Source organism: Sabulibacter ruber (assembly GCF_017355955.1).
GTDB lineage: Bacteria > Bacteroidota > Bacteroidia > Cytophagales > Hymenobacteraceae > Nibribacter > Nibribacter ruber_A.
Genome location: NZ_JAFFID010000003.1, coordinates 469,796 through 487,334, shown reverse-complemented (window position 1 = coordinate 487,334; position 17,539 = coordinate 469,796). Strand labels below are relative to the sequence as shown.

The 17,539-nt window shown below is 49.6% G+C and carries 13 protein-coding genes; 4 read left to right on the top strand and 9 right to left on the bottom strand.

From position 1 onward, the window contains the following. Window positions 1–102: 102 nt before the first annotated feature. The 3 genes from JT719_RS17605 to hrpB all read right to left on the bottom strand — a co-directional run bounded on the left by JT719_RS17605 (window position 103) and on the right by hrpB (window position 4,437). Entirely contained in the window at window positions 103–537 is a 435-nt protein-coding gene (locus JT719_RS17605) for a hypothetical protein (RefSeq protein ID WP_207434924.1), read from the bottom strand. Between the two features lie 347 nt (window positions 538–884). Next, window positions 885–1,310: a hypothetical protein gene (locus JT719_RS17600; protein WP_207434923.1), complete on the bottom strand. Its 426-nt coding sequence runs from the start codon at window positions 1,308–1,310 to the stop codon at window positions 885–887. A 580-nt stretch (window positions 1,311–1,890) separates the two neighbouring features. Then, on the bottom strand, window positions 1,891–4,437 hold the full coding sequence (gene hrpB / locus JT719_RS17595) for an ATP-dependent helicase HrpB (protein ID WP_242693322.1): 2,547 nt from the start codon (window positions 4,435–4,437) through the stop codon (window positions 1,891–1,893). Window positions 4,438–4,927: 490 nt separating this feature from the next. Here hrpB and JT719_RS17590 point away from each other — a divergent pair, with 490 nt between their 5' ends. After that, window positions 4,928–6,358 carry a hypothetical protein gene (locus JT719_RS17590; protein WP_207434922.1) on the top strand — a complete coding sequence of 477 codons (1,431 nt, stop codon included), beginning with the start codon at window positions 4,928–4,930 and terminating at the stop codon, window positions 6,356–6,358. Between the two features lie 605 nt (window positions 6,359–6,963). On the opposite strand, the gene JT719_RS17585 is transcribed toward JT719_RS17590, so the two are convergent. The 6 genes from JT719_RS17585 to JT719_RS17560 all read right to left on the bottom strand — a co-directional run bounded on the left by JT719_RS17585 (window position 6,964) and on the right by JT719_RS17560 (window position 12,349). Continuing rightward, window positions 6,964–7,545, bottom strand: a complete 582-nt coding sequence (locus JT719_RS17585; RefSeq protein WP_207434921.1) for a TMEM175 family protein — start codon at window positions 7,543–7,545, stop codon at window positions 6,964–6,966. Window positions 7,546–7,872: 327 nt separating this feature from the next. Further along, a complete protein-coding gene (locus JT719_RS17580; RefSeq protein ID WP_207434920.1) occupies window positions 7,873–9,078 on the bottom strand; it encodes an acetyltransferase domain-containing protein in 1,206 nt (401 codons plus the stop codon). A gap of 222 nt (window positions 9,079–9,300) precedes the next feature. Next, the gene (locus JT719_RS17575) at window positions 9,301–10,170 is read right to left on the bottom strand and encodes a DUF4231 domain-containing protein (protein WP_207434918.1); all 870 of its coding nucleotides are present in this window, start codon (window positions 10,168–10,170) and stop codon (window positions 9,301–9,303) included. A gap of 5 nt (window positions 10,171–10,175) precedes the next feature. Next, window positions 10,176–10,679 carry a TIR domain-containing protein gene (locus JT719_RS17570; protein WP_207434916.1) on the bottom strand — a complete coding sequence of 168 codons (504 nt, stop codon included), beginning with the start codon at window positions 10,677–10,679 and terminating at the stop codon, window positions 10,176–10,178. A 34-nt stretch (window positions 10,680–10,713) separates the two neighbouring features. After that, window positions 10,714–11,127 carry a TIR domain-containing protein gene (locus tag JT719_RS17565; protein ID WP_207434914.1) on the bottom strand — a complete coding sequence of 138 codons (414 nt, stop codon included), beginning with the start codon at window positions 11,125–11,127 and terminating at the stop codon, window positions 10,714–10,716. A gap of 10 nt (window positions 11,128–11,137) precedes the next feature. After that, complete coding sequence (locus tag JT719_RS17560) at window positions 11,138–12,349, bottom strand: tetratricopeptide repeat-containing protein (protein WP_207434912.1); 1,212 nt, start codon at window positions 12,347–12,349, stop codon at window positions 11,138–11,140. A 186-nt stretch (window positions 12,350–12,535) separates the two neighbouring features. On the opposite strand from JT719_RS17560, the gene uvrA reads away from it, so the two are divergent. From uvrA to JT719_RS17545, 3 genes are all read left to right on the top strand, one after another. Continuing rightward, on the top strand, window positions 12,536–15,082 hold the full coding sequence (gene uvrA / locus JT719_RS17555; RefSeq protein ID WP_341350777.1) for an excinuclease ABC subunit UvrA: 2,547 nt from the start codon (window positions 12,536–12,538) through the stop codon (window positions 15,080–15,082). Window positions 15,083–15,656: 574 nt separating this feature from the next. After that, window positions 15,657–16,235, top strand: a complete 579-nt coding sequence (locus JT719_RS17550; RefSeq protein ID WP_423227979.1) for an REP-associated tyrosine transposase — start codon at window positions 15,657–15,659, stop codon at window positions 16,233–16,235. A 339-nt stretch (window positions 16,236–16,574) separates the two neighbouring features. After that, entirely contained in the window at window positions 16,575–17,456 is an 882-nt protein-coding gene (locus JT719_RS17545) for a hypothetical protein (RefSeq protein ID WP_207434905.1), read from the top strand. Window positions 17,457–17,539: the final 83 nt, after the last annotated feature.

Sequence of the window (17,539 nt, the reverse complement as noted above, 5' to 3'; positions counted from 1 at the left end):
ATACTCTTGATCATTTTATCTTATCTCAGCTGTTTGTCATAAAACAGAAAAGCCGCTCTTACATCTGCAAGAGCGGCTTTTCTAATGTGTGAATTATCCAGATTAGTTACCTGGCCAGGCGTTCCATGGAATGCGGCTGAGGATAAGAACCAAACCAATGCCGTAGAAAATGGCAATGGTTTTGAAGCCACGGGTGGTACCCACCTGGCGTTTTGCTTTAGAGTAGCCTATGGTGATCAGGACTACGGCAAGCACCATCATGAGCGGGTGCTCCAGAACGTACAAACGAGTGGTAGAGTCTTTCATCGCATCGCCGGAGGCGCTGGCCATTCCCAGTGGTGATACAAAGTATAAGATCAGGCCGATCAACCACTGCAGGTGGGTAGGGATAAGCCCTAACAAGCCTAATTTTCTGTTTTTGTCTGTAAAGGTTTTCCCTCCGAAAAGTCCGGCCAGGGCTGCCAACAGAGAGATGGCTACGCCTAAAAGCACCAGATACGCCAAGCCCGAGTGTGCGTGCTGTAATCCTGTATACATTGTTTCATTAATTGGTTGCGGTGGTAAAGATAGGCAATAGCAGCTTACGGGCAGTATGTTGCCGGGAATGCAAATAGCAAAACTTACCAGTCTGGTAGCCTGGCCCAAGGAAAGACCAGCTGTTTTAATCCTTATTTTCTGAAAGAAGGGCAAAACCTTATTACGGAAGCTTTACATTCAGTTTCCTTTTAAGCCAACCTTAAGGCGGAACACATCAGGATACGCACAACAAAAGCTCCAGCGCTAACAACTAAGGCGAGTCCTTTTGCCTTTCAGGTATAAAAAACGGGTGCGGGAGATATCCCGGCACCCGTTGGTAAGGAGAATAGATAAGGAGGGCAGGGCGTTTATCCGTTGTGTTGGTTGTAATCACCGCCTCCCTGGTAGTCGCCGGTAGAGTAATCGCCACTGGCTCCGGTCATGTCTGGGGTAGTGCCGGTTGGGGTACCGGTGATAGCATCGGTGGTCATGTGATCGGCAGTGCCATGGGCTGCGCCGGTTGCGCTGCCACCTGTAGCACTACCGGTTTGTCCCGCACCCAGATGGCCTGAGGCGCCATGCCCGTGGTGCGTTTTATGGCTGGATGATCTCAGATAAAAGCCGTACGCAATAAGCCCCAAGCCCGCGGCAAAGGCTACAAATTGCTTGTCTCTGTCCCGAAGCGCCTTATAAAACCTCATACCACCATCTGCCGGATCAGCTACAATGGCGGCAATCTCTTTGGGGTTTTCTATTAAATCTGTCAGTGCTTTTGTTTTTTGGTTCTGTTCCATAGTGGTTATAGAAGTTTATGTCAAACTAGGTACGGCTTTTGTGGTGCTAAGATGCTGGATTGGCTAATTAAAATTGTGATAATCAGTATTTTGGTAAGGGAAGCTGCGTGTTTTACGCAATTCAGCTTAGCAGAAGGGTAGAAACAGGCTTCTGCGGTGCCTGCCCGTTAGAAGCAGCCCAAGCTTTTGATGCGCATACAATCGTATCCAGTAGGGTAGCTAGATGCCAGTTGTAAGGGGATAAACTATATCCCGACATTGGGTTTTAGCAGTGTTTCCACCAATTTAGTTGAGTTGTTCTTCAAGGTGAGAAGATCAAGCAAACAGCAGGAGTGAGCCAAATTGATTTCAGCCATCTATAAATGAAGACCCGGCTATAAACAATAGAGCAGAAATTGATAGAAAGGGGAGTACTCTTTAATAAATAAGAGTAGTGATCTGAAATAGGCTTCCGTTTTGGAGATGTCTTATAGAATTGTACCCCAAAACGCCTTACATGGGTTTAAATAAGAAGAGTGCGTTCAGTTGATTGGCCGAACGCACTCTTTATGTCAGGTGAAACTTGAACCAGCAAAGTAAACTACCGCCACTTCACATTGGCAAAACGGTTCACCAGCATCGGCTTTAGGCGGGGGTATTCTTCCTGCCAGAAGGTATGCAGGTCGTACACGGTGGCCAGGGATTTCAGACTTGGAGACACTAGGTGCAGCACCACGTTTACATCGCCGTTGTCTACGGTGGGGTTCTGTTCCCAGCCTAGCACGTCTTGCAGGCGGATTTCCAGCAAAGGCGGTTGGCCGTTGGCACGGTAGGCCAGTTCCATCTCGTGGCCGTCTGGCAAAGTGATGGTAGCTGGGGCCAGTTCTTCCAGCCGCTGCTTCTGTTCAGCGTTCAGCATGCCTTGCAGCAGGGGCAGCAGGTCAATTTCAAACAGATCCTCGCCAATTTCCACGTCTTCCAGGTGGTAGGCCAGCCACTCGTTACAGGTCATGAGCAGAGTAGGGGTACTGATATCAGGGAAGCCTTCAGTAGGATGCCACTTGCGTAAGCACAGCACTCGGTTCTGGAACTGGACTATTTCCTCAGAGAAATTGAGCAGTTGCTCGCCTTCGCGTTTGATGGTTTCGCAGATGGCCTGGATCAGGAAGCGGTCGTCGGGTGGGGGCAGCGGCTTGGATTGCAGCACAATGTTCCCGATGCGCATATCGCGGGAAGCGGTGAGTTCACCTTCTTCCGGGTCCCAGGAAACCACATCCTTCTGCTTCACCAGCGGTGCCAGGTCTTTGGGGTTCAGCGGCGAGGCCAGGAAAATACGTCCCGGGCCATCGCCGCCGGCGTGTAAATGGGCAATGGCCAGCCAAGGGTCATGGGCCAGGTCGTCGCGGTGGCCGGCGCTGGCGTATTTGCCGTTCGCCAGCTGGAACTGAGCATTGTTGCCGGGGCGGGCGTACGCAATCCGCTCGGGGTAACAGTTGGCCAGCAGCAAGCCGGTCTCGTAGGGGTCTACCACGGTATTCTCCGGGGCCATGTCAAACATACGGCGGTACTGGGCAGCAATCTTGTCAATCTTGAAGAAGCGCTTGTTGTGCATCTGCTCCTTCCGGAACCGCCGCAGCGCCTCTATGCGCAGGTTTATGTCAATACCCGCCTCGCGGGGCAGCGGGTCGCGCTCTTCCAGGATGGCGGCAATATCGGTGGCCAACGCCAGTTGGTTTGTTTCCTGGGCGGCCAGCAGCATGTGCGCAATACGCGGGTGCGTAGGCAGGGCGTGCATCTTGCGGCCGTGCTCCGTAATGCGGCCATCTTCCAGGGCGTTGAGCTGGTGCAGGGTTTCCTGGGCCTGTAGCAAAGCGGCTTTGGGCGGAGGCGTGAGCCAGGTGAGCTGCCGGATGTCAATAATGCCCCAGGCGGCCATGTCCAGCACCAGCGGGGCCAGGTCGGCTTCCTGAATCTCAGGGGTGCGGTGCGGCGCCAGGCGGGCATGCAGGTTCTCGGTCCAGAGGCGGTAACAGGTACCCGGACCCAAACGACCGGCCCGTCCGGCGCGCTGGTCGGCGGCGTCTTTGGAGATGCGAACCGTCTCCAGTCGGCTCAGGCCGGTGGCGGGGTCAAAGCGCGAGGTCTTCCCGAAGCCGCTGTCTACCACCACGCTCACGCCTTCAATGGTTAAGCTGGTCTCGGCTATGGAGGTAGCCAGCACCACTTTGCGCTTGCCGTTACGGTCGGGCATAATGGCGGCGTATTGCTTGCCCGGGGGCAGCATACCGTACAACGGGTGAATGGCTATGTCACGCAGGTCGCGGCGCAGCATAGACTCCACCTTTCTAATGTCGTTCTCGCCGGGCAGGAACACCAGCACATCGCCTTTCTGGTCTTTGAGCGCCTGCTTTACGGTGCGGGTAGTCATCTCGGGCAGCAGGTGCGGATCGGCTTCGCCGGGGGCGTAGTGCACGTCTATGGGGTATTGACGGCCCTGGCTGGTGACCGCCGGAGCATTGAGCAGGCGGGTGAGCTGAGGCATATTGAGGGTGGCACTCATGACCAGGATGCGCAGATCTGGACGCTGGGTGGCCTGGGCCTCGCGGCTGAGGGCCATCGCTACATCGGCGTGGATGCTGCGCTCATGGAACTCGTCAAAAATAACCAGCCCCACGCCTTTCAGGGCATTGTCTGAGTGCAGCATGCGGGTGAGAATCCCCTCGGTGACCACCTCCAGGCGGGTCTTTTCTGAGATGCGGGTTTCAAACCGGATGCGATAGCCTATCGTATGTCCTACTTCTTCGCCTAACAGTTGCGCCAATCGCTCGGCGATGGTGCGGGCGGCCAGCCTGCGGGGCTCCAGCATGATGATCTTCTGCCCCGCCAGCCAGTCCTGGTCCAGCAGAGCCAGCGGCAGCAGGGTACTCTTTCCTGCACCGGGTGGTGCGTTCACAATGAGCGTGTTCTGGGCGGCAAGATGCTCTCTTACTGCCGGTATGATTTCCCTTACGGGAAGGTCTATGTTGAATGGATTGAAAGACAAGGAATGTGATTTTGAAGGTACTAACCGGTTGTATTTACTACGTTTAGGGGCCTCAAAGTTACGGGAAATTACAAGCCCCCGAAAACCACCCGTTTTATAGGGCATTGGTCTGTTTTATCACTGAAGAAAGGAGCGGGGTGCAATCAGACTTATGTTAAGCTGAAATTAGACTAGTAAACATAATCATGTCCTTGGTTTTAAGGCAGTTTTAATAGAAAGGCCTGCAAAACGGAAATTCACTTAAAGCAAATCACTCTGGAGTCACCCATCTTAGCCAAGCCTGAATACTGCTTAGAAAAGCGGATTTGAGGAGTTTCGGGGAAAATGGGCGTGAAACGTGCTTGCCATCAGAGAGCCTGGCGGGGCAGGGAGGGGAAACTCAGTGCAAAACCAGATTAAAAAAAGCATTAAAATTATGTTGAATATCAGTTAGTTAAGAAAGGTTGCATCTAAAGCAGAAAAAAAGAAAGAATTTATAGAAATAAAGTAATAAAAAATGTGGGATTATTTACAAAAGCTACGTAAATAGCACTTAAATAATAATAAATATAAACCACATCTAATATTTATTCTCAATTCAACCAATTTTTTAATTATGAAAGTAAAATTACTGAAGTACAGCACGTTGCTTGCGGCAGCGGCTGTCATGTTTGGGTGTAATCCAGAGGAAGAAGAGCTGGTAAACCAGGAAATTTCGAGCAGTGGCCTGGCCATGCCGGCGGTGGGGACCTGTGAAACCATCACCTTTGACAAAGTGATGCGCGGCAAAGACGGCTTTGTGTCTGCCGTGATGAGCGACGTGGCCACCACGCCTATTATGGTTAGTGCGTACCGCAGAACCGCTCCTAACACGTACAGCAAAATCAGCAGCGCCAACATCTTTGACTCCGGCCAGAAAGGTCCGCTGGGCAATGACGTAGACGACCTGCTCACGCCGCACAAAGAATACGGCGGATGGGGCGTGGGAGACGGTGGCCGTGCCGGCAAGCCTTACAAGAACGACACTGCCCTGGGCAGCCTCATGATCATTAACCGCACCGACAGCCCAACCCCGGCCTATGACACCAACGACGGTGGTAAAATGGTGTTTGACTTCTCGGGCTACGGTACTGTGACCTTAAGCTCTATCACAGTGCTGGACATTGACTCTTATGAAAGAGGATCGCGTGTACTGTTGTATGGTTTAGGTGATAAGCGCCTGAAAACCATTGAACTGGCTGTAAGCGGCAATAACGGAAAGCAGATCGTGAACCTGGGCAACACCGCCGGGGTGGTAAGAATGGAAGTGTACCTGGGACCAAGCGGTATCTCGCCGCAGAACGGCAAGCTGAGCGGCTCCGGTGCCATTGACAACATTGTGTTCAACTGCCCTCAGCAAGAGGCTTGTGAGAACATTACCTTTAACCGGTACACCCGCGGTGCCGATGGCTTTGTGGCCGAGGTAACCAGCAACCAGTCTTCTACGCCAATCCTGGTGAGCGCCTACCGCAGAACCGCTGCTAACCTGTACAGCAAAGTGAACGCTGCCAACATCTTCAACTCTGGCCAGCCTTCTTCTATTGGTAACCAGGTAACCGATATCCTAACCCCGCACATGAACTTTGGCGGCGGCGGTATTGGCGACGGTGGCGCTTCCGGTGCATTCGTGAACAACACTGCCCTGGGTAACATGCTGATTGTGAACCGCACCACCGATCCTCTGAAACCGTTTGACTACAACGGCGGCGGTAAACTGGTGTTTGACTTTTCCAGATTTGGTTCTGTAAGCATGGGTTCTGTCACCGTTATGGACATTGACGACTATGAGTCTGGGGCTAAGATTGTGCTGTTTGGCGCTGGCAATACCGTGCTTAAAACCGTGACGCTGGCCATCAGCAATAACAACGGCAAGCAGATGGTAGACCTGGGCAACACCATGGGCGTTACCAAAATGGAGATCCACCTGGGAGCCACGAACAAACTGACCGGCTCCGGTGCTATTGACAACATCGCCTTCAACTGCGTGCCTTCTCTGCCTTCTCTTTAGGGGTTGAAAGAAGCGCCTTTGAATAGGCTTCCTAGTAAAACGCCGTTGGTAGAACTTCTACCAACGGCGTTTCCTTTTTCCTTTCCCAGGTTACACATCAATCCACTGCATACCGGAAAGCTTCTATACGCTGGCGCGAGTCTCCGGCTCGTACCTTCTCTTTCAATCAGAAGAAAAGATTACCTGCCTCATACGGGCATCTGGCATACGTACGGACACGAGCCGGAGGATCGCGCCAGCAGGGAGAGGGGTAAAGTTAGCGGTTCCTGCTTCCTTTTCATGCCGCAAGTTTGAGCGAAGCGGTAAATGTGGAAAGGTTTGATGCTAGTTTGTAAAGGCGAAGTACGTGATCAGATAAAGTGTAAAACGCCAGTTGCAAACTGGCGATCATTGCTACTCCATTTACCGCTGCGCTCAAACTTGAAGTATGGGCTACATGTTTCGGGCTTGTTTCTTGAAAGTAGCCCCTAAACCATTGGGTGCATTGAGCAAGGTGTTGGCTGTAAGGAGGTTATGCCATGCAAAGAGAACGTGCTGTACGGGTAAGTTCTGGTGGTCAATGGTTCTTTTTCTTCTGCGCGGATAGAACCAACGAAACAGCGGTTCTATTGTGCCTGTTCATAGGCTTTTTCAATGCGTCGGTCTGGAATAAGCCACAGGAAAGCCACTAGTACGTACACCGCATTGGCAGCCAAAGAATTCCAGAAAGACAAAGCAATACCCACCAGGTACAACAAGGGCGAAATCTTTCCTTTCAAGTCATTGCCAATAGCTTTGGACAGCAAAGAATCTTTCCCGTTTTTTCTAACAATCGTCTGCTCCAGGATCCAATAGGCGATAGAGCAGAACAGCAACACCAACCCGTACAAGGCCGCAGCTGCCGGCGCAAAACTGTTCTCGCCCATCCAGCCGGTGGTAAAGGGAATTAAGGATAACCAGAAGAGCAGGTGCAGGTTGGCCCACAAGATGGCGCCGTTCACTTTGCCGGTGCTGTGCAGCATGTGGTGGTGGTTGTTCCAGTAAATGCCTATGTAAATAAAACTAAGTACATAGCTCAGGAACACAGGCAAGAGCGGGCGTAGCGCTTCCCAATCTGTACCGTGCGGTACTTTTATCTCCAGCACCATAATGGTAATGATGATGGCTAAAACGCCGTCACTAAATGCTTCTAACCTTCCTTTATTCATAATGGTGCAGGGTCACTTTGTTAAGTGCGGGGTGTTTGCAGGCGGAAATATAACAGAAAAAATGAATGGGAAGCAGAAGCCAGGTGCGGCACACTCTGTAACCCTTCAAGAAGGAACTCCTAGGCACCACCCCTATTGGTAAGCCTTCTCATGCCGCAAGTTTGAGCGCAGCGGTAACTTGTGGCTAGGCTTGATGCCAGTTTGCAACTGGCTTAACACATAATTAGAAAAAGAACCACGCCAGTTGCAAACTGGCGATCATTGCTACTCCAAGTTCCCGCTGCGCTCAAACTTGAAGTATAGATTTCTACTGTTTATAAGCAGATGCTACAGATAACTTAACCACTTCTTCTCTGGGTGGGCAGCTTTGTAGCGGCTGTACCAGCGGCAGGCGGGGTAGAGCACCAGTACCACCATGATCCAGACCAGGTACACATAGGGCAGTTCTACACCCACGCCGGTTTTGGGGCGGCCAAACTCCAGAGAACCGAAGGGCAGTTGCTGCCAGGTGAGGCCCTGCCAGAGCATGAGCAGCAGCATGCCGGTGTGAATGAGGTACCAATGCGCTAGGTAGAAGAACAGCGGCACCCGGCCGTACACGATGAGGAAGCGGGTCACCGCGTTTTGGGCGTGTTCCAGCAACACCAGCGCTACAAACATAAGGCCCAGAAACAAGGCCGCGTACAGCAAAGACGGCGGGTACTTGGTCACGTTCAGGAAAGATAGCACCGAGAACACCGTGGTTTTCTGCACCGCCCAGGGGCTGGGGTCACCGTACACCTGCACCCACCGCAGCACTGCAAACACGCCCAGGGCCACCGCCGCCGAGATGCCCAGCAGTTTCCGGCGTTCTGAGGCCGTTTTCCGGAAAACAGGCCCAAACCCGAAGCCCAGCAGCAGAATACCCAGCCACGGAATAACGGGGTAGGCCACCAGCAGCGACAGCCCCTCAGTGGGTTGGAAGAACCCCGGCCGGAACAGGAGGGAATAGGCAAATTGACCTACCATCCCCTCGGCCGGACCTGCTTGCGGCAGCAGGTTGTGTAATAGCAGAATGGCCAGCCCGATGCCACCCACAACCCGGACCGGGAGCCGCAGCAGCCCCGCCAGCACCACAAACCCGAACCCAATGGCAAAGATCACCTGGAACATAATGGTTCTAAAGAAGATGTCAAACCAGATACCGAAGCCCACTACCGTGACCTCCAGCACCATGAGCCAGACCCCGCGCGAGAGCAGGAACCGTTGGGCGCGCCCGTAGTCTCCGTCCCGCATCAGGGAGAGGTACGCCGAGGTGCCCGCCAGGAACACAAAGGTGGGCGCGCAGAAATGCGTGACCCAGCGCGTCAGGAACAGGGCCGGGGTAGTGGTGTCAAACGACAGCGGGTCCTGCACCAGCGCCGTGGTGTGCCACAGATCGCGCACGTGGTCCAGCGCCATGAGGACAATGGCCAAGCCCCGCACCACATCAATGGAGGAAACCCGGGTCTGGCGGGCATGCGCCAGCGGTGTAGAAGCTTCGGTGCGGAGCATGGGCGGAAGTTGGTGGATGTTGTTCTAAGTTAGAATTCCATATTTTATTTTACAACTTACAAAAAATTATAAATAAAAATTTTATATGAAATAAATTATATTTTCAATGAGATATGTTTAAAAATTATGTCATTATTAGATAAGCTATCTTTGAAATAAAAAAGAAACTCAAATAATATAAATGAAGTGTCAATAATTTAATCAAAGGCTGATTTATTATTCTTATTTGTCCTTTCTTGCGACCCATTGTGTATGTTCTCTCGAAAATGCATTTTCGGAATCTTTAACAAAATCGGAGAACTCTCTTTCATTTGTGCAGTAATCAATGTTCTGCCTGAAAAGGTTTATTTCATGAGCTGTTAGATTGTAAGATGAACCTAATTCTTGAAACCTTTTGATCTGCATCCAAGAAAGTATAGAACTGGCTATCACAATAAGAGGTTCAATTGGAAAACCTTCTTTTTTGGGGTGAAGGATTTTAATAAAAGAAAAAATAATAGCAATTGAATTGGTTGCTATTAAAAGCGTGAACCAAATTTTAGCGTTTCTGTTATTCAAGTTTGCTTTAGTAATGTACCAGTTTTTTTGGTCTTCAAGGCGATCAGTTTTGTATAATGATTTACGATCATTCAAACTAAGAGACCGGATTTCAACCATTTTTTTAGTTATACTATCAGAGTCGTAGGTGTTATCAAGGTAATTACCTAGGCTTTTGTTTTCTTTTAATATTTCACTTATATCATTATTGAATTTTTTTGCTTTATCACTGTAATCACCTAAATCCTGATAAGGCTCAGTTTGCATAATAAACCTCCAAGTTCTAGTCTTTACAGATTCTGCAACTGCCCTGCCGTTATACCAGATATTGTCAAATCTTTTTACACCATTGAATATTGTAAGTAATAAAGTGATAATCAACAAAATAGTAGAAACAATAGACCATTCAGCTTCTTTAGGAGCATATTGTGTTACTATGCTGCTTAGAACTAAAGAGCAGATGAAAGTTCCTAAAGAAATTAAATAGTATTTCTGTGTTCTTTTAGATGCTCTGTCAGCTGATTGGTATAAACTTGGATAATCTGCTTCTTCCATCGATTTTATATGCCTAATCTAGTATAAACTTCATCAGGATAGTGCCACCGAGTTTCATTACCCTTGTAATTCCTTATAAAAGATGGAAAGTTGTCTAATGCATATTGAATTATTTTACTCCTAAATGCTACATAAACTGTTTTGGGGTAAGTGCGGATTATAGCAGGACATAAAGAAGGATTTTGAACTCGAGTCTTATCTAAGTTGACTGCTATAATTGGTAAATTTAACTCTATAGCTAATTCCAACTCCCATCTAACATATTTGTATAAAAATTTAGTTGATTCTCCAATCAATAGTATTACCTGATCTGTTTGCTTAAGACGCTCTCGAAGTCTTGTTTTTATATAAATTTCATCTTGAGCTCTATATGTTAATGGCTTTAATTCATGGGCATCATCAAAATTAAAATCTATATTTCGATTATTATTCCAACCTCTCATATATCGATATGCCCATTGGTCTTTGTCGCCATCAAATATTACGTATGTCCTATCCTTGTGTCCCATTAATATCAAATGTTAATTATAAATTGAAAAAAAATCAATAATTATTTTTTGCGTTATTTAGTGCTGTGATAATTTTGTCTTGTGTGAATGAGGTTGCGAATGAAGTCCCAGTATTTAGTAAACCTGATGGTGTAGTGTTGTAGTAGTCGATCTTAACAGCCGCTAATTTTAATTTAATATCACTTTGCTTAGCCCTTTCAATTTCCCAATTCATCCAATTACTTTGCCAAGATTTTCTTCCAATTATCACAAATAGGTATTCTGCATCCATCATCATTCTTGTTAGTGATTGTTTGATCCGTGCAGAATCTGTACTGTTAATTGCAATGTTAGGAGATCTTTGGTCGAATTCGAAACTAAAGGCACTGTTAGCATCCCATGCTCTTAACAACTCTTTGTAAATTTTATCTTCGCTATGGTCATAGCTTATAAATACTTTTTTTGCCATATCAATAAAGTTAATAATTTAAAATTTCTTCTTTTGTTTTATTAAATGTGTCTATCTCCCAATTTACTGGGTTTAAATTTAAAAAATTTGTTTCATGAATTAACGCATTCTCACTATCGTTGATTGCTAGAAAACAATTTGAAAGCGTTGCATACAGCCATTTTTGATCTACTCTTTCCTCTATATTGTTCTCTAATATTTCTGAAATGGATCGGATAATAGACTTTCTTGTATTTCGGGCTTCAACTTTGGCGTAAACTTTTTCCTCTTCATCTTGAATAGCTTTTCTTTTCAACTCAAGGCAATGTGCATAGTTTTCGCCTGTATAATAATCACTCCTAACAAGATAGCACTTCCTGTAGTAAGTAATAGCCCTATTTATATATTCGATGTCACCATTGTTTCTGTATAAATTCTTATATATAGCACCAGTTATACCCAATGTTTCTGGATCAGTAGTATCACCGTCTGGATTGAGCTTATTAATGATTACTAATGCATCATTTAGTGCTGTATTAGGGGAAGGAAATTTGCTTTTATAAGTACATAATGCTTGCTGTTGAATAAAGTAAGTTTCATTAGGTGCTAATGAACTTGCTTTTTCCCAAGCTTTTGCAGCAGCTGTGAAGTCATTATTTTGCATTGCATCTAATGCCTTTTCCCTCAAAGCGAAGATGTATTTTTCTTCTTTAGCTAATTTTTCTATCAAATAAGAATATTCGTCTTCAGGCAATTTAGGAGCATTTACCCCACTTAAAAATGAATATAAGGGACTATCTGTTTCATTAGTGGCTAGAACCGTTGTAATCAAAGAAGATAGTTCTTTTCTACAGCGGTCTGCTTCTGTTGCTGATATATCGTCTCCCATATGATCATAGTGGAATATTCTACTATGGTCTAAGTCGAAAGGTATCTTACCCTTTCGTTCTTTTATGATTATTGTTGCATATGGTTTTACAGCGTGTCTTATACCCAATTCGTAGATTGCATTGGGATTGTAAGTTGTAATATCAGCAATTACAAGATCTGCATGCATCAGTAATGCATACATACTTTTATCAATCAAACCCGCTTCTTGAATCTCATCAGCCCTAATGCATTCTAACCCGCTAGCCCTAACAGCGGGTTGAATAATATTTAAATATGTCTTATCTAAATCGAGGGTTTTCCCAGTATAAGGGTCTGATTTAGAACCAAATCCCATTATAACAAAACAAATCATATTAAATTTTTTTTCAATATATAGATTTATATTATTTAATGCTAAACTTTAATTTTTATTTAAATAAGACTCATTTATTATGTAAAGTAAATGAATGGTTTTATTTTAATCTATGATTATACACCTTATTACTTTATCAGGAGTATGATTGTTTATAGCTTAATATTATAAAATTTTATTTACTACGTGGTACAAGATTTTATTTCTCCCTCAACTACTCTCTTCCCCGGCTTCGTCACCGTACGTGGGGCACGCGAGCATAACCTGAAGAACGTAGACCTCACCATTCCCCGAGACGCGCTGGTGGTGTTCACGGGCGTGTCGGGGTCGGGGAAGTCGTCGCTGGCGTTCGGGACGCTGTACGCCGAGGCCCAGCGCCGCTACCTGGAGAGTGTGAGCCCTTACGCGCGGCGGCTGTTCCACCAGATGGCCGTGCCCGAGGTAGACGCCATTGAGGGCCTGCCTCCGGCCGTGGCCCTGCAGCAGCAACGCGGCACGCCCACCACCCGCTCCAGCGTGGGCAGCGTAACCACCCTTTCTAACCTGGTGCGCATGCTGTATAGCCGGGCCGGAGACTATCCGCCAGGCCAACCCATCATCTACGCCGAGGCGTTCTCGCCCAACACCCCCGAGGGCGCTTGCCCCACCTGCCACGGCCTGGGCCGCATCTACGAGGTCACCGAGGAAAGCATGGTGCCAGACCCATCGCTCACCATCCGGGAACGGGCCATTGCCGCCTGGCCTACCGCCTGGGGCGGCCAGAACCAGCGCGACATCCTGGTGACCCTGGGCTATGACGTAGACACCCCCTGGCGCGAGCTGCCCCAGAAAGACCGTGATTGGATCTTGTTCACCGAGGAGCAACCCGTGGTGCCCGTGTACCCCGGCTATACCCCCGAGCAAACCCGCCGTGCCCTGCAGCGCAACGAGGAACCTAACTACATGGGCACCTTCACCAGCGCCCGGCGGCACGTGTTCCATACCTTCGCCAATACCAACAGCCCTCAGATGAAAAAGCGGGTCATGCAGTACATGCTCCACACAGACTGCCCCACCTGCCATGGCAAACGCCTGAACCCCGCGGCACTCTCCGTCACCTTCGCGGGCTATGACATCACCGAGCTGTCGCGTCTGCCCCTGCAACGTGTGGCCCAGACCCTGCAACCGTACGTGAACGCCTCGGCCCCCGGCCCCGCCACCCAAAACGAGGCTCACCCCGAGCAACAGATCGCCAAACAGTGCATTGCGCAGGACCTGGTGGCCCGCATTAAGGTGCTGTTGGATCTGGGCCTCGGGTACCTGTCTTTGGAGCGAAGCACTCCTACCTTGTCGCCCGGTGAGTTGCAGCGCCTGCGGCTGGCCACGCAGCTGTACTCGCACCTGTTTGGCGTGGTGTACGTGCTGGACGAACCCTCGGCGGGCCTGCACCCCAGTGATACCGTAGCCCTGCTCACCGCCCTGGCCAACCTGAAGAAAGCGGGCAACTCGCTGTTTGTGGTAGAGCATAACCTGGACGTGATCCGGCAAGCCGATTGGCTCGTGGACGTTGGCCCCGCCGCCGGCGAGAAAGGCGGCGAAATCCTCTACAGCGGTCCACCCGAGGGCCTGCAACAGATTACCCACTCCCAAACCGCCGCCTACCTGTTCGGCACGGCCCCGGTGCAAATGCGTCCGCGCCGCACGCCCACCGGCTGGCTCCAACTGAGCGGCGTCACCCGCAACAACCTGCAGAACCTGAGTGCCGAATTTCCGCTGGGCGTGTTCACCACCGTCACCGGCGTATCGGGCTCGGGCAAGAGCAGCCTGGTGAGCCAGGTGCTGGTAGAACTGGTAGCCGAACACCTAGGCCAGGAACTCCAACCCGAGGAAGAAGAAAGAGATGCGCTGGAAAGCCCCGCCCCGCAGACCCTGGGCGGTCGAATCGTGAGCGGCATGGAGCATATCAAGCGGCTGGTGCGGGTAGACCAGAAAGCCATCGGCCGCACGCCCCGCTCTAACATGGCCACCTACACCGGCCTCTTCGACCACGTCCGCAAACTCTTCGCCGATACCCCGCTGGCCAAAAAGCGCCGCTATGACGCCGGCCGCTTCTCGTTCAACGTGGCCAAAGGCCGCTGCGAGAACTGCCAGGGAGAAGGCTTCGTGATGGTGGAACTGCTGTTTCTGCCCAGCGTGTACGCGCCCTGTCCTGTCTGCCATGGTGCCCGCTATAACGCCCAAACCCTGGAAGTGACCTACCGCGACCTCAACATCGCCCAAGTCCTGGACCTCACCGTAGACGCCGCCCATGCGTTTTTTGACGAAGAACCCACGCTCCACCGCATCCTCACCGTGCTGCGCGAAGTAGGCCTGGGCTACCTGCGCCTCGGCCAGCCCGCCACCGAGCTCTCCGGCGGCGAAGCCCAGCGCATCAAACTCGCCACCGAACTCCAACGTCTCAGCCGCGGCAACACCCTGTATGTGCTAGACGAGCCCACCACAGGCCTGCACCCCTCAGACGTTGACAAACTCATGGCCCAGCTGGAGCGGTTAGTAGAAGCCGGTAACACGGTCATTGTGGTAGAACACACCATGCGCGTTGCCGCCGGCTCCGACTGGGTCATTGACATTGGCCCGGGAGCAGGGGAGGAGGGCGGCCAGATTGTGGCGGCTGGTACGCCAGAGGAAGTGGTTTCCGCCTTAGGCAGCAAGACCGCTCCGTTTCTGGCAGAAGCGTTGAGGCGGGAATTATGAATTGAGAATTAAGAATTAGGAATGGGTGTGGTTTCGGACTGATTTTGGAAAAACAGACCAAAAAGGCTATTTGACAAAAGAGCTGCTCCGCTGGCGCGAGCCTCCGGCTCGTGTCCGAACGCATTCCAGATGCCCTTTTGCTGAATTTTCCTCGATTCTATGATCTGTAAGAGAAGGCACGAGCCAGAGGCTCGCGCCAGCGAAGGTAACAAGAGAAGTCCTACCCACTAGCCCTGTGTCTCTAATGCTGCAAGTCACCACTGTGCCCAAATTTGATGTAGGTTCGCTTAAGGGGTTATTTTTTGAAATTCACCTTATTCCGCTAGCGCGAGCCTCCGGCCCGTGTCCGCACGCATTCCTGATCTACAATAGGTTGGTCACAGCATGAATTTGCTATTTAAATCAATCTTTCCTTATCTGAGCCGAACCTGAGATAAACATATGATGGTTTCAGCAACAGAGGATCAGGAATGCGTGCGGACACGAGCCGGAGGCTCGCGCCAGCGGTTCTAGCAGGCTCGCAGGTACAGCAGAGAGAAAAAGAAGATCATTTTCGGTGAATTCTTTCGTATAAATGCCGGTCTATTCAGTCTCTAAAAGAAACCCCATGAGCCGGAAGTATAAGTTCCACAACAAAGAAGGTTTGTACTTTGTGAGCTTTGCGGTGGTGTATTGGATAGATGTTTTTACGCGGGAAGAGTATTTCAACATTATCACAGAAAACCTTGATTTCTGCCGAAAGAACAAGGGCATGGAAATTTATGCCTGGTGCGTGATGCCTAGTCACCTACATCTGCTATTCCGAGCCAAGGACAATAACCCCGGAGAAGTGTTGCGGGATTTCAAGTCTTTTACTTCCAAACAGCTGTTGAAAGCCATTGCCGAAAACATACAGGAAAGCCGGAAAGAATGGATGTTGTGGTTGATGGAACGAGCTGGTTTGAAGAATGGCAATGTGCAAAAGTGCCAGTTTTGGCAGCAGCATAATCAACCCATTGAAGTATGGAGCCCAGCAGTGATTGAACAGAAAGTGGAGTACATTCACCAAAATCCGGTGGAAGCTGGGTTTGTTGCTGAGCCACATCATTGGAAGTATAGCAGCGCCCTTGATTACTGCGGAGGCAGGGGAGTGTTGGAGATAGATCTCGTTTAGGAGAAGCTTACAGATCAAAGAAAACAAATTAGTACCTTTTAGTTACTTCATCCCCGCTCAGGGCCAACCTCCCGCTCCCGCCCAATATCTGCTTGCCTCGCCTCTCCCTTTTCATAGATCTTCTCTTCCAGAGAAAAGGTACTGCAAAACCTATTTGTAGAGCACACCAAAGACTGCATTTCAGGGAAAATGGGTAGGCAATACCAGCCTAACGCATAGAAAATCTCCTACAGCAACGGGCAACCGGACAACAGCAGGTTTAAAGTAGAAGCTCCACGCTTTAAAGTTGTATTTTTGGTGCAAAGTGCTTACTTAGAATCCTGATTTAAATTCTTCTATATGATAAAAACTTTACGCCTTGGTGTCGTTCTGTTTGCTCTTTCCTTCCTGACGGTGAATTGTAGCAAAGACAAAGAAAAGGATCCTGAACCTGTGGTAGAGGAGGAGAGCGCCTGTTACATCACCCGGGAGGTATTCAACAACCCTAGTACTGGCTTTGCGCAAACCCGCGAGTTTGTCTATGGCGATGACCGCCTGTTGGTGATCAATGAAACCACCAACCTGCCCACGCCCACTACCCTGAACATTGTAGCCGAGTATGATGCCCGGGGCAGGGTATCCAGAACGCTTTTCCTGGATAAAGGCAAAGAGGTGCAGTACTATACCTTTGAGTATGATGACCAGGACCTGCTGAGAAAAATCAACTGGTACATGGAAAGGCCCGATGGTACCCTGCGCCTCCATTCTGCCCGGGAGTTGGGCTACAATGCGCAAAAGCAGATCATCACGGTCAGGAACTACCTCCTGGTAACCCAGACGCCCCTGTTGATTGGCGATGCAACCTACATCTATGATGAGAAAGACAACCTGGTCAGGAGCCGGGAGTACCGCGTGCTTTCTTCCAGAGAGTCGGAAATCCTGAATGACATTGTGATCAATGTGCGGTATACCCATGATGATAAAATCAATCCGCTGCACGAAATCCCGTATCTGCTTTACACCAATCCTAACTCCCTGGCCGCAACCTTGTCCAAGAATAACTCGGTAACGGTCACCTCCGAAACCACCCTGGAAGGTACCCAGAAAGGACCCGGAACCTTCAATCTGGCCAGCTTCAATTTCTCCCGTAGTTACACCCATACCTACTCAGACCAGAACCGACCCGTGATACGGACCGGGGCCGATGGTACCACTACCGTCTTTGACTATGTCTGCGAGTAAGTAGCTGATCTTTATGTTGTTCACAGGTGATTTCAGCCTGTTTCTCTTAAACTAACCTGAAAACAGAGGTTAGCAAAGCTTCA

Coding starts and splice junctions, on each gene's coding strand:
- JT719_RS17605 (WP_207434924.1), bottom strand. CDS start 537: ATGTATACAGGATTACAGCACGCACACTCGGGCTTGGCGTATCTGGTG.
- JT719_RS17600 (WP_207434923.1), bottom strand. CDS start 1,310: ATGGAACAGAACCAAAAAACAAAAGCACTGACAGATTTAATAGAAAAC.
- hrpB (WP_242693322.1), bottom strand. CDS start 4,437: ATGCCCTATAAAACGGGTGGTTTTCGGGGGCTTGTAATTTCCCGTAAC.
- JT719_RS17590 (WP_207434922.1), top strand. CDS start 4,928: ATGAAAGTAAAATTACTGAAGTACAGCACGTTGCTTGCGGCAGCGGCT.
- JT719_RS17585 (WP_207434921.1), bottom strand. CDS start 7,545: ATGAATAAAGGAAGGTTAGAAGCATTTAGTGACGGCGTTTTAGCCATC.
- JT719_RS17580 (WP_207434920.1), bottom strand. CDS start 9,078: ATGCTCCGCACCGAAGCTTCTACACCGCTGGCGCATGCCCGCCAGACC.
- JT719_RS17575 (WP_207434918.1), bottom strand. CDS start 10,170: ATGGAAGAAGCAGATTATCCAAGTTTATACCAATCAGCTGACAGAGCA.
- JT719_RS17570 (WP_207434916.1), bottom strand. CDS start 10,679: ATGGGACACAAGGATAGGACATACGTAATATTTGATGGCGACAAAGAC.
- JT719_RS17565 (WP_207434914.1), bottom strand. CDS start 11,127: ATGGCAAAAAAAGTATTTATAAGCTATGACCATAGCGAAGATAAAATT.
- JT719_RS17560 (WP_207434912.1), bottom strand. CDS start 12,349: ATGATTTGTTTTGTTATAATGGGATTTGGTTCTAAATCAGACCCTTAT.
- JT719_RS17550 (WP_423227979.1), top strand. CDS start 15,657: ATGCCGGTCTATTCAGTCTCTAAAAGAAACCCCATGAGCCGGAAGTAT.
- JT719_RS17545 (WP_207434905.1), top strand. CDS start 16,575: ATGATAAAAACTTTACGCCTTGGTGTCGTTCTGTTTGCTCTTTCCTTC.